The sequence below is a fragment of the Mycobacterium sherrisii genome, from assembly GCF_002102355.1.
Classification (GTDB): Bacteria; Actinomycetota; Actinomycetes; order Mycobacteriales; family Mycobacteriaceae; genus Mycobacterium; species Mycobacterium sherrisii.
Window position 1 is genome coordinate 202,235 of sequence record NZ_LQPT01000040.1, and the last position, 12,726, is coordinate 214,960.

Here is a 12,726-nt window from a genome sequence, read left to right on the forward strand (position 1 = left end):
CCCTGACGCAGTGGTCACAGTGGCCCCTTGCGTCACCGAAAAGGGGCCGGGAAAGCCGTCAGCGTTCGACGAAACCGGCGAACTGCTCCGTCGGCGCGGACCAGTCGGCGACGACCTTGTCCACCCGGCCCGGCCGCGGCGGCCACGCATGGCCGCCTTCGAGCAGGTCGAGCAGTTGTTCGGCCGCTGCCCGCGGGCCCTGCGCGACGACCAGGACGCGGCCGTCGGCCTGGTTGGCCGCGTAGCCGGTGAGGCCGAGCTCCAGCGCCCGGCTGCGCGTCCACCAGCGGAAACCGACGCCCTGGACCGCGCCGTGCACCCAAGCGGTCAGCCGGACGTCAGGTTCCGACATCTACACCCTTGGAACGCACCGTGGGATCTGCCTTCATACCGACGTCGGCCACCGTGAAGTTGACCTCGGTGCCGGCCTTCAGCGTGCGCCCGACGGTGCAGACCAGGTCGATGGCCCGGTCGACGACCACCCGCAGCCGCTCCTTGTCCGCGGCGGACAGCCCCGACAGGTCGAGCTCGAGCGTCTCCTTCAAGAGTGGATACACCTCGCGTTCGCGGTCGGCGGCGCCCGACACCCGGACCACCGCCTGATAGTCGTCGCCGAGCCGGCGGGCCAGCGGCTGGTCGCTGGACATCCCGCTGCACGCGGCGAGCGCGATCTTCAGCAACTCGCCGGGGGTGAACACGCCTTCGACATCCTCGGAGCCGATCAGCACCTGCGCGCCCCGCGAGCTGTGTCCGGTATAGCGGCGAGTCCCGGTGCGCTGCACCCACAGTTCGGTCATGGCTCATTTCTACCGGGCGCCGGGCACCGCACGCCCCCCGAGTGTGTCCAGAGTGTGTTCGGGGCGGGTGCCACCGGCGCGTCGCCGCCCTGGGCGGACACCCGACGCCGGCACCGCACACTCGATGACCGAGGACGATCAGAGGCGACTCAGCGAACGATCAGCGACAGCAGCTTCTTACCCAAAGATATTGTGCCCGAATCGCTTTCGCTCGCGACGACCACGGTCTGGGGATCGGCCCGGCGGCGCAGTTCGCGCTCCAGCACGTCGCGCAGCGTGGCCGACGCGCCGGGACAGCCGTCGCAGGCGCCCGACATCCGCACCGTCACGTGATGGCCCTCCACCGAGACCAGCTCGATCGAGCCGCCGTGCGAGGCGGCCAGCGCGCCGACTCGCCCGGCCAGCAGTTCGGCCGCGGCATCCTTCAATCCGGTTGCCGCGCAGGAGGATTCGTCGACGACCCAAGTCGCGGGCTGCGACAGCGCCGCGCTGAGCGCCGCGCGGACGTCATCGCCCAGCTCCCGCCAGGTGTGGCCGGCGCCGACCGTGATCAGGACGCCGCCGGGCTCCACCACCAGTTCGTCGAGGATGCCGGCGTCCAGCAACGCACCCAGCCTGCCCGGCGCGGCGCGCACGACGCCCGGTGGCGGCAGCCGATCCGCGCCGACCACCCAGCGCAGCCGCCGCGCGTCCGCGGTGGCGGTGGCGTGTAGCGCAATCATGCGCCCAGTCCGATCGCGACCGATCGGGCGAGGAACGCCATCGTCCACGCCAGCACGAACATGTAGGACCACGCCAGGGCGGGCCAGCGCCACGAGTTGGTCTCGCGGCGCATCACCGCGACGGTCGACATGCATTGCAGCGCATAGACGAAATACGCCATCAGGGCGATGACCGTGGGCGCGGTGAACACCTTGCGGCCCTGGCCGTCGGTCATGTTGACCAGCGCGTCGCGCGGGTCGTCGGGGCTGGTCGCCGCCGAGACCTGGCCCAGCGTCGAGACGAAAACCTCGCGCGCCGAGAACGAGCCGAGCAGCGAAACGTTGATGTGCCAATCGAATCCGAGCGGCGTGAACACCGGCCCGACCGCCCGCCCGATGTCGGCGGCGAAGCTGTGTTCCATCACGTAGGCGGTGGCATCGGTCGCGGACAGGTTGGCCGTCTCCGATTGGCGCGCCGGCAGGTTGAGCAGCACCCACAGCACCACCGAGGTGGCCAGGATGATCGTCCCGGCCTTGCGCAGGAACATCTTGGCCGAGTCCCACATCGTGATCAGCACGTTCTTGGGCGACGGGAAGCGGTACGGCGGAAGCTCCATCGTGAACGGCAGCAGATCGCTGCGCAGGATCGTCGACTTGAACACCGACGCGGCGATCAACGCCGACGTGCCGCCGCACACATACAGCGCGAACATCGCGATGCCCTGCGCGCTGAACCCGCCCCACTGCGTGCTCGGCGACACCAGCAGCCCGACCAGCAGGGTGAACACCGGAAGCCGGGCCGAGCAGGTCATCAACGGGGCGGTGATGATGGTCGCGATGCGGTCGCGGGCCGATGGCAGCGTCCGGGTGGCCATGATCCCCGGGATGGCGCACGCGAACGACGACAGCATCGCGACGAAGGCACGGCCCTCCAGCCCCGTCGCGGCCATCACCCGGTCCATCAGGAAGGCCGCGCGCGCCATGTAGCCGATGTTCTCCAGCAACGCGATCAGCAGGAACAACAGCACGATCTGGGGGATGAACTGCAGGACCGTGCCCACTCCGCCGATGATGCCCTGACCCAGCAGTCCGCGGACCACGTAGTTGCCGACGTGGTCGCTGACCAGCCCGCCGAGCTGGCCGAGCCAATCACCCACCTGATCCTGCAGCGGCGCGGCGACGGTGAAGACGACTTGAAAGAAGCAGAACATCACCGCGAAGAAGATCAGGGTGCCCCACAGCGGGTGCAGCACGACCGCGTCGATCCGCGCCGTCCGCCGATCCGGTTTCGGCGCAACGTAATCGGCCGCCTGCAGCACCGATCTGCCCCACGCGTCGACGGCGGCGTCGTCGGCCGGCGGCAGGACCGGGGGTCGCTGCCACCGGTGGAAGGCGACCAGTTGCGCGCGCAGGGCGTCGATACCGACGCCGCGATTGGCGATGACGGCAAGAACGGGGACGCCCAGCGCGGTGGACAGGGCGTCGATGTTTACGCCGCCGCCCCGCGCGGTCAACTCGTCGGTCATGCTCAGCACCAGCAGGCAGGGCAGGTCCTGGCGCAACACCTGGGCCACCAAAATGATGGAGCGGTGCAGCGTGGTGGCGTCGGCGACGATGACGATCGCGTCTGGGCGGCCGTCGCCGTAGACCTCACCGCCCAGTAGGTCCACCACCACCTGCTCGTCGGGGCTGATCGGGTCGAGGCTGTAGGTGCCGGGCAGATCCTCGATGGCGAGCTCGACGCCGTCCACCTTGGTGGTGCCGACGCTGCGTCCCACCGTGACGCCCGGGTAGTTGCCGGTCTTGGCGCGCAAGCCGGTCAGGTGGTTGAAAACCGAGGTCTTACCCGCGTTCGGGCTGCCCACCAGCGCGATGCGCGCCATCCCCGCGACGGCGACCGCGCCGCCGTCGTCATGGCAGGCCGTCATGTGCCGGTCCCCGGGACCACTTCGATCAACCGGGCCTCGCGCCGGCGCAAGCACAGTTCGGTGTCTTGCACCCGATAGATCGTGGGATCGCCCATCGGGGCCCGGCGGATGACCTCGACGTCGGAGGACGGCCGAAAACCCAACTGCCGCAGCCGTCCTGCCACCGCCGCCGACGCCGCGCGGGCCACGCCCACAATGGTGGCCCGCTCGCCCGGGGACAGCTGAGCCAGCACGGCCGGAGCACCGGGATCGCGATCTGCGTTTCGCGCGGAGTTGCGCATCTAGTCGCCCCGCCGCCAGAGGTTGATCATCCTGGTAAGGATAACCTCACGATGCTGAGGATAACCTCAGTTGTTTGCGGAAAGTCCTCAGCGTCGCGGTCGGGGTTGGCAGCGCGGGCAATAGAAAGACGAGCGGTTCATGAATTTCTCCCGGCGTATCACCGCGCCGCACCGGCGGCAGCTTTCGCCTTCGCGCCCATAGGCATCCAGGGATCGGTCGAAGTAGCCCGACTCTCCGTTGACGTTGACATACAGCGAGTCGAACGAGGTCCCGCCCTGGGCCAGCGCCTCGCCCATCACCTCGGCGGCCGCGTCGAGCACGGCTTTGAGCTGGCGGCGGGTCAGCGTGGCGGCCACCCGGGCGCCGTTGACCTTGGCGCGCCACAACGCCTCGTCGGCGTAGATGTTGCCGATGCCCGACACCACCTGCTGATCCAGCAGCTGGCGCTTGATCTCGGAATGCTTGCCGCGCAACACCTTGACCACGGCATCGGCGTCGAAGCGGGGGTCCAGCGGATCGCGCGCCAGGTGCGCGACGGGCTGGGGCAGCACGCTGCCGTCCACCTCCACCAGATCGGCCAGCAGCCAACCGCCGAAGGTGCGCTGGTCGGCGAAGCTGAGCACCGTCTTGTCGTCGAGCAGCGCCGAGATCCGCACGTGGTCGTCCCGCGGCACCGCGCCCAGCAGCATCTGCCCGCTCATGCCGAGGTGAACGACGAGCGCGGTCTCCGGTCCGGCCGGCTCGTCCAGCAGCAGCCACAGGTATTTTCCGCGCCGATCCGTTCCCAGGATCCGCGCGTCGAGCAGCCGGGCGGTGAGGTCGGCGGGCCCGGCCTCGTGCCGGCGTACCGCGCGGGGATGGTGCACCCGGACGGCGGTGATGGTCTTGCCGACGATGTGAGCCTGCAGGCCCCGGCGCACCACCTCGACTTCGGGCAGTTCGGGCATCGACTAGGCGGGCGACTGGGCGGAAGTGGTCGCCGCGGGGTCCAACGCCTCCAGCGTCTTCCAGGTCGCCGCGGCCGCCTTCTGCTCGGCTTCCTTTTTCGAGCGGCCCACCCCGGTCCCGTACTCGGTCTCCATCACGACGACCACCGCGGTGAATTCCTTGTCGTGGTCGGGACCGGTCGAGGTGACCACATACGACGGCGCGCCCAGGCCACGCGCCGCGGTCAGCTCCTGCAGGCTCGTCTTCCAGTCCAGGCCCGCCCCCAGCGTGGGCGCCGCGTCCAGCAGCCCGCCGAACAACCGCAGGATCACCTCGCGCGCCGTCTCGATGCCGTGTTCCAGGTAGATCGCGCCCAGCAGTGATTCCATACCGTCGGCCAGGATGCTCGACTTGTCCGCCCCGCCGGTGTTCGCCTCCCCGCGCCCCAGCAGCAGGTGCACGCCCAGGCCCTGGTCGGAGAGCTTGCGTGCCACATCGGCCAGGGCCTGGGTGTTGACGACGCTGGCCCGCAGCTTGGCCAGATCCCCCTCGGAACGGTCCGGATGGCGGTGGTAGAGCTCGTCGGTGACGGTCAGCCCCAGCACGGCGTCGCCGAGGAACTCCAGTCGCTCGTTGGTCGGTAAGCCGCCGTGTTCGTAGGCATAGCTGCGGTGCGTCAGCGCCAGGGAGAGCAGTTCGTCGGGCAGATCGACCCCGAGCGCATCGAGCAGGATTTGCCGCGAGGTCACCGCTGACCTCCGGCCTCGGGGTCGGCGGAATCATCGGAGAACATGTCCACCAGCTTGGCCCATCGCGGATCGATGTTGTCATGGTGGTGGCCGGGATCGTTGGCCAGCAGCACACCGCACTGCGGGCACAGCCCCGGGCAGTCCGGCCGGCAGACGGGGGCGAAGGGCAGGTCGAGCCCGACGGCGTCGATGATGGCCTGCTCGAGATCGATGCGGTCGTCGACGACGCGGCCGACCTCGTCTTCCTCGGTGGTCGCCTCGGTCGCGCTGTCCGGGTAGGCGAACAACTCCGTCAACCCGACCTGCACCTGGCCGGTGACCGCGGTCAGGCAGCGGGAGCATTCCCCGACGGTGGGCCCGGATACCGTGCCGGTGACCAGCACGCCTTCCGACACGGACTCGACCCGCAGATCCATGTCGAGCGGAGCGCCCTGCTCGATAGCGATCATGTCCAGACCGATGCGCAGCGGGCTGGGCACGGTGTTACGCAGGGTAACCATCGCTCCCGGGCGCCGTCCGAGCCGCGTGACGTCGACCGTCATCGGTGAGGCCGGATGGTGCTGCGCAGTAGTTCTCTTTTCGCGCACCATAGAAAAATCTTACGGCGGGCCGGGGACGCCGACGGCGGCGCTTCGGCCGTGCGCGGTCCGTCGGCCCAGGTGGGCTACCGGGTTCGCCTACCGGGTCGCGTAGTCGTGCGTGCCGGCCGCCGTCCGCAGTTGGTGACGGCCGCGGCCCACCGACCGCAGCGTGCCGTTGAGGAACTCCTCGAACTCGGCGAGTTTGTTGTCGACGTAGATGTCGCACTCGCCGCGCAGCCGGTCGGCCTCGGCGTGCGCGGTGTCGATCAACCGCGTGGCCTCGGCGTTGGCCGCCTGCACCACCTCGTTCTGCGAGACCAGCCGCTGCTGCTCCTTGATGCCCTCCTGGACGGCCTTCTCGTAGGAGATGTTGCCGTTCTCGATCAGCCGGTCGGCCTCGGCCTGGGCGCGACCGACGCTGGCCTCGTACTCCCGCTTGGCCGCGGCGGCGATGCGCATCGCCTCCTCGCGCGCCTCCCCCACCATCCGCTCGCTGTGCTGGCGCGCCTCGCCGACCATGCGGTCGGCCTGCGCCTTGGCGTCCGACAGCAACCGATCGGCCTCGGCGCGCGCGTGGTTGAGCATCGACTCGGACTCGGTGGTCGCCGAGGCCACCATGGACTCGGCGTGCGTCTTGGCGTCGTGCAGCATCGAATCGCGGGCATCGAGCACGTCCTGGGCGTCGTCGAGCTCGCCGGGGATCGCGTCCTTGATGTCGTCGATCAGCTCGAGCACGTCACCGCGGGGCACCACGCAACCGGCCGTCATCGGCACACCGCGGGCTTCTTCGACAATGGCGCCCAATTCATCCAGCGCTTCAAAGACTCGATACACGGCCGTACCCTCCTGGCTTGTTGTTGTTACCAGTGTGCCTGGTGTTACGTCTGTGACGGCGGTGGCAACGCCGGTGTGTCGGGCATTGACCTCACGAAAGCACATTCTTCCAGGACTTCTGCGGCGCCGGCGAGCCAGGACGCCGGCTCCGGCGCCTCGACCAGCAACCGGTGGCGGCGAAGCCGCCGGGCGAGCGAAGACGCCACGTTAGGCTGGGCCGGTGAACGGGCCCGCAACCCCAATCGGGACCGGCACCACGCCGGCCCTGGCAACGCTGTATATCTTTCCGCACGCCGGCGGCTCGGCGACGTTCTACGTGCCATTGGCCAAGGCGTTCTCGGCGGACATCCAGCGCGTGGCCGTGCAATACCCCGCACGCGGCGACCGCGGCCTCACTCAGCTGCCGAGCATTCCGGAATTCGCCGACGAAATCTTCTCGCTCATGGCGCCCGGGATGGCGTCCGGTGCCGCCACCGAGCGTCCCGTGGCGTTCTTCGGCCACAGCATGGGCGGGCTGCTGGCCTTCGAGGTGGCGCTGCGCTTCCAGGCCGCCGGACAGCCGATCGAGGCCCTTTTCGTGTCCGCCTGCGCGGCCCCCGGGCACATCCGCTACAAGGAACTGCAGGGGTCTGACCTCGACATCTTGACCGTGGTCGCGCAGGTCACCGGCACCAATACCGACGTGCTGGCCAACGACGACTTCGCCGCCCGGATCCTGCCCACCCTGCAGAGCGTGCGGGCCATCGCCGGCTACGACCGCGCGCCCGGGGTGACGGTGTCGTGCCCGATCCACGCCTTCGTCGCGGACAACGACATCATCGTCGCCCCGGAGAACATGACGGCCTGGGCCGATCGGACGACGGCCGAATTCACCCTGCAGAAATTTGCTGGAGACCATTTTTATCTCACCGAACACCTGTCGGAGCTGGCGAAAAACGTCGAGGATCGGCTCCTCGATCGCCGCGGCCCCAATTAGCTGACGCGGCTCTCCGCGAAGGGCAGGCCCGGGCCGGCCGCCGCCTCGCACACCGCCGCGGCAAACACTTTCCGCGGTCCGATCCGACGCCGGAGAGGCCCGGCGCCCGGAAAGTGTTTGTCATCGGCGGAGCCCGGCGCCGCGCCGGGGTGGGGCCGGTCGGCCCGCGCTTCGTGCCCGGTCGCATTCGCGACCGCCCGGGCACCCGGCGAAACGGTGCGCTGGTCCCAAAACGAGCCGTCGCCAGGTGCCCCCGGGACGTGCGGCCGATCACACCACGGCGCTCTTGGACCACTTAAGCATCAGACACATCACTGGTCACTCACGGCTCACAGCGCGTCGACCTGCAGGAACACCGTCCGGGATCGGGATTGTCGGCATCGATCAACAGCCAACGCCAAACCCTGTGTATGAACTCTGTGGATTTTCTCAAAACGGGTCCCGTCCCCGTGTTAGATTGCTTACCTTACTTACGAAGACTGGTGGGCGGGGAGGGAAACCGGGGACTCCGCCCATCCAGTCTTGACGCGCCACGAAATACCGCCAGCAGCTGCTGTGTGCTAGGGGGGGCTCCGTTCAGGAGCCACAAAGCCGCTTCCCGGCAACACACAGGGTGCGTGCCGTTAGTACGCCGACAGCGAGTTGGAAGGTACGACATGCCGGTAACCAATGCGTCCATACCTGCTTTGCTGCAGGAGCGAGCTGAGCAACAACCCGACGCGGCGGCATTCACCTACATCGATTACGACGACGATCCGGCGGGATTTGCCGAGACCGTGACGTGGGCGCAGATTTCGCAACGTGCGCGCGTCGTCGCCGAGGAACTCGCGCTGTGCGGCTCACCGGGTGACCGGGTCGCGATCCTGGCCCCGCAGGGGCTGGAATACATCGCGGCGTTCTTCGGTGCGCTCGAGGCTGGCTTCATCGCGGTGCCCTTGTCCACACCGCAATACGGTGTGCACGACGACCGCATCTCGTCGGTGCTGCGGGATTCCGCCCCGGTCGCCGTCCTCACCACCTCCGCGGTCGTCGGCGACGTCACGAAGTACGTCACCGGACACGACAGGCAGCCGGCCCCGTTCGTCGTCGAGGTCGACCTGCTCGACCTGGACTCCCCGCGCGCCCTGCCCCCCACCCGGCAGCACTGCGGCGGCCCGGCCTATCTGCAGTACACCTCGGGGTCGACGCGCACCCCGGCCGGCGTCGTGGTGTCCCACACCAACGTCATCGCCAACGTGACCCAAAGCATGTACACCTACTTCGGGGATCCGGCACAGCTGCCCAGCGACCTGACCGTGACGTCCTGGCTGCCGTTCTACCACGACATGGGCCTGATTCTGGGGCTGTGCGCGCCGCTGGTGGGCCGGCGCAGCGCGGTATTGATGAGCCCGATGTCGTTTCTGGTCCGCCCCGCGCGCTGGATCAGCATGCTGGCCAGCCACGGCCCGTGCATCTCGGCGGCCCCGAACTTCGCGTTCGAGCTGGCGGTTCGGCGCACCTCCGACGACGACATGGCCGGACTCGACCTGGGCAACGTGCAGTGCATCGTCAGCGGCAGCGAGCGCATCCACGTCGCCACCGTGAAGCGATTCACCGATCGCTTCGCCCCATATCACCTGAGCCCGACCGCCATTCGGCCGTCGTACGGGCTCGCCGAGGCGACGCTGTATGTGGCCGCCCCGGCGCCCGACGCCGCGCCCAAGACGGTTCGCTTCGACTACGAGCATCTGACGGCCGGGCAGGCCCTGCCGTGCGGCACCGAGGGCACCCTGGGGACCGAACTCATCGGGTACGGCTCCCCCGATCCCGACTCGGTGCGAATTGTCAACCCGGAGACCATGATCGAGAGCCCAGCCGGCACCGTCGGTGAGATCTGGGTGCGGGGCGAGCACGTGGCGATGGGTTACTGGCGCACGCCCGAGCAAACCGAGCGCGTCTTCAACGCCAAACTCGTCGATCCCGCGCCCGGCGCCGCCGAGGGGCCGTGGCTGCGCACCGGCGACCTGGGCGTCATCGCCGACGGTGAGCTGTTCATCATGGGTCGCATCAAAGACCTGCTCATCGTGGACGGCCGTAATCACTACCCGGACGACATCGAGGCGACGATCACCGAGATCACCGGCGGCCGGGTCGCGGCGATCTCGGTCCCCGACGACATCACCGAGCAACTGGTGGCCATCATCGAGCTCAAGGGGCAGCCGGCCTCCGAAGAAGGACTGCTACGGCTGCGTTCGGTGAAACGCAAAGTCACGTCGGCAATTTCGAAGTCGCACAGCCTGCGCGTGGCCGATCTCGTGCTGGTGCCGCCGGGCTCGATTCCGATCACGACCAGCGGCAAGATCCGCCGCTCGGCCTGCGTCGAGCGCTACCAGACCGACGGATTCCAACGGTTGGATGTGACTGTATGACTTCGTCGGGTATCAATGGCGAGGCCGACCTTCGCCACTGGCTCGTCGACTACCTGGTGACCAACATCGGTTGCACGCCGGACGAGGTTGATCCCGATCTGTCGCTGGCCGACCTCGGTGTCAGCTCCCGCGAGTCGGTCGTGCTGTCCGGCGAGTTGTCGGAGTTGTTGGGAAAGCCGGTGTCTCCCATCGAGTTCTGGGAACACCCGACGATCAACGCGCTGGCCGCCTACCTCACCGCTCCCGAACCCGACCCCGACTCCGAGGCGCGCGGCGACGGGCTGACCAAGCGTCCGGCCCGCAATTCGCTCGACGAACCGGTCGCCGTCGTCGGGATGGGATGCCGCTTCCCCGGCGGGATCACCAGCCCGGATGCGTACTGGCAGTTTCTGGTTGACCGCGGCTGCACCATCTCGGAGGTGCCGCCGCAGCGCTGGGAACCGTTCGACGACGGCTCACCCGAGGTCGCGGCGGCGCTGGCCCACACGACGCGGTGGGGTTCCTTCCTGCCCGACATCGACGCCTTCGACGCCGAGTTCTTCGAGATCTCGCCCAGCGAGGCGGACAAGATGGATCCACAGCAGCGGCTGCTGCTGGAGGTGGCCTGGGAAGCGTTGGAGCACGCGGGGATACCGCCCAGCTCGCTGCGCCGTTCGCAGACGGGCGTGTTCGCCGGGGCCTGCCTGAGCGAATACGGTGTGATCGCGTCCAACGACCTGCGCCGGGTCGACGGCTGGAACAACACCGGCGGCGCGATGAGCATCATCGCCAACCGCCTCTCCTACTTCCTCGACCTGCGCGGCCCCTCGGTCGCGGTGGACACCGCCTGCTCGTCGTCGTTGGTCGCCATTCACCTGGCCTGCCAGAGCCTGCGCACCCAGGACTCCCATCTGGCCATCGCTGCGGGCGTCAACGTGCTGTTGTCCCCGGCGGTGTTTCGGGGTTTCGATCAGGTCGGGGCACTGTCGCCGACCGGTCGGTGCCGCGCGTTCGACGCCGCGGCCGACGGGTTCGTGCGGGGTGAGGGCGCGGGCGTGGTGGTGCTCAAGCGGCTGACCGACGCGCAGCGCGACGGCGACCGGGTGCTGGCGGTGATTTGCGGGTCGGCGGTCAACCAGGACGGCCGCTCCAACGGTTTGATGGCACCCAATCCGGCTGCCCAGATGGCGGTGCTGCGCGCGGCCTACAGCAACGCCGGCATGCAACCCGGCATGGTCGACTACGTCGAAACACACGGCACCGGAACACTTTTGGGCGACCCGATCGAAGCCCGCGCGCTGGGTACGGTGCTGGGTCGCGGACGCCCCGAGGATTCGCCGTTGCTGATCGGCGCGGTGAAGACCAACCTCGGCCACACCGAGGCGGCGGCCGGGATCGCGGGCTTCATCAAGGCGGTGCTGGCCGTCGAACGGGGAGAAATTCCGCCCAATCAACGCTTCGAAAGCCCCAATCCACATATCCCCTTCGACAACTTGAGAATGAAAGTTGTTGACGCGCAGACGCCCTGGCCTGAGACGGGCCGGCCGCGCCGGGCGGGGATGTCGTCGTTCGGATTCGGTGGCACCAACGCGCACGTGGTGATCGAGGAGGGTCCGGACCCGGCGCCGGTCGCCGCGGCCGATTCGGGCACCGGTGTGTCGACGTTGGTGGTGTCGGGGAAGTCGGCGGGGCGGGTGGCGGTGACGGCGGCGGTGTTGGCCGATTGGATGGAGGGCCCCGGCGCCGATGTGGCGTTGCCCGACGTGGCCCACACCCTCAACCATCACCGGGCCCGGCAACCCAAATTCGCCACCGTGGTGGCCCGCGACCGAGCTCATGCGGTGCAAGGTTTACGCGCGATCGCCGCCGGCGAGCACGCCCCCGGCGTGGTCGGCCCGCACGAGGGCCCCGGCGGTGCGGGCACGGTGTTCGTCTACTCCGGCCGCGGTTCGCAATGGCCCGGCATGGGCCGCCAACTACTGGCCGACGAACCCGCCTTCGCCGCCGCGATCACCGAACTGGAACCCACCTTCGTTGCCCACGCCGGCTTTTCGCTCCACGAAGTGATCGCCACCGGCAAACCCCTCGACAGCATCCAACAGATCCAACTCGGCGTGATCGGCATGCAACTGGCCCTGACCGCACTCTGGCGCGCCCACGGCATCACCCCGGACCTGGTCATCGGGCACTCGATGGGCGAGGTCGCCGCCGCCGTCGTCGCCGGCGCCCTCACCCCCGCCCAAGGACTACGGGTCACCGCCACCCGCTCCCGACTAATGGCCCCACTCTGCGGACAAGGCGCCATGGCGCTGCTGGAACTGGACGCCGCAGCCACCCAAGCCCTCATCGCCGAGCACCCCCAAGTCAGCCTGGGCATCTACAACTCACCGCGCCAAACCGTCATCTCCGGACCGACCGAACAAATCGAAACGTTGATCCACCAGGTGCGCGCCCACAACCGCTTCGCCAGCCGCGTCAACATCGAAGTCGCCCCCCACAACCCCGCCATGGACGCCCTCCAACCGGCCATGCGCGCCGAACTAGCCGACCTGACCCCCCACCAT

Annotated in this window: 12 protein-coding genes; 3 read left to right on the forward strand and 9 right to left on the reverse strand. The window is 68.7% G+C overall.

All coding sequences use genetic code 11. The annotated features are described in order from the left end of the window. Positions 1-58 precede the first annotated feature (58 nt). The 9 genes from AWC25_RS08060 to sepIVA form a co-directional block, all read right to left on the reverse strand. Positions 59-352: an acylphosphatase gene (locus AWC25_RS08060; protein WP_069398619.1), complete on the reverse strand. Its 294-nt coding sequence runs from the start codon at positions 350-352 to the stop codon at positions 59-61. Next, complete coding sequence (locus tag AWC25_RS08065; RefSeq protein WP_069398618.1) at positions 339-797, reverse strand: OsmC family protein; 459 nt, start codon at positions 795-797, stop codon at positions 339-341. The genes AWC25_RS08060 and AWC25_RS08065 overlap by 14 nt, the downstream gene beginning before the upstream one ends. Before the next feature lie 149 nt (positions 798-946). Then, the gene (locus AWC25_RS08070) at positions 947-1,519 is read right to left on the reverse strand and encodes a NifU family protein (protein ID WP_069398617.1); all 573 of its coding nucleotides are present in this window, start codon (positions 1,517-1,519) and stop codon (positions 947-949) included. Beyond that, the gene (gene feoB / locus AWC25_RS08075; RefSeq protein ID WP_069398616.1) at positions 1,516-3,426 is read right to left on the reverse strand and encodes a ferrous iron transporter B; all 1,911 of its coding nucleotides are present in this window, start codon (positions 3,424-3,426) and stop codon (positions 1,516-1,518) included. Before feoB ends, AWC25_RS08070 begins: the two co-directional genes overlap by 4 nt. Further along, positions 3,423-3,707 (reverse strand): FeoA family protein, encoded by a 285-nt coding sequence (locus AWC25_RS08080; RefSeq protein WP_069398615.1) that lies wholly within the window; start codon positions 3,705-3,707, stop codon positions 3,423-3,425. The genes feoB and AWC25_RS08080 overlap by 4 nt, the downstream gene beginning before the upstream one ends. 87 nt (positions 3,708-3,794) lie before the next feature. Continuing rightward, entirely contained in the window at positions 3,795-4,655 is an 861-nt protein-coding gene (mutM, locus tag AWC25_RS08085; protein ID WP_069398614.1) for a DNA-formamidopyrimidine glycosylase, read from the reverse strand. 3 nt (positions 4,656-4,658) lie between these two features. Beyond that, entirely contained in the window at positions 4,659-5,384 is a 726-nt protein-coding gene (rnc, locus tag AWC25_RS08090) for a ribonuclease III (RefSeq protein WP_069398613.1), read from the reverse strand. Next, positions 5,381-5,974: a YceD family protein gene (locus tag AWC25_RS08095; protein WP_142278734.1), complete on the reverse strand. Its 594-nt coding sequence runs from the start codon at positions 5,972-5,974 to the stop codon at positions 5,381-5,383. The genes rnc and AWC25_RS08095 overlap by 4 nt, the downstream gene beginning before the upstream one ends. A gap of 87 nt (positions 5,975-6,061) precedes the next feature. Next, entirely contained in the window at positions 6,062-6,799 is a 738-nt protein-coding gene (sepIVA, locus tag AWC25_RS08100) for a cell division protein SepIVA (protein ID WP_069398611.1), read from the reverse strand. 220 nt (positions 6,800-7,019) lie between these two features. On the opposite strand from sepIVA, the gene AWC25_RS08105 reads away from it, so the two are divergent. From AWC25_RS08105 to AWC25_RS08115, 3 genes are all read left to right on the forward strand, one after another. Then, positions 7,020-7,775, forward strand: coding sequence for a thioesterase II family protein (locus AWC25_RS08105; protein ID WP_069398610.1), 756 nt, complete (start codon positions 7,020-7,022; stop codon positions 7,773-7,775). Between the two features lie 656 nt (positions 7,776-8,431). Beyond that, positions 8,432-10,183 (forward strand): long-chain-fatty-acid--AMP ligase FAAL26/FadD26, encoded by a 1,752-nt coding sequence (gene fadD26, locus AWC25_RS08110; protein WP_069398609.1) that lies wholly within the window; start codon positions 8,432-8,434, stop codon positions 10,181-10,183. Further along, positions 10,180-12,726: type I polyketide synthase (locus tag AWC25_RS08115; protein WP_085166586.1), on the forward strand; the 2,547-nt coding region annotated here is incomplete at its 3' end. The genes fadD26 and AWC25_RS08115, both read left to right, overlap by 4 nt.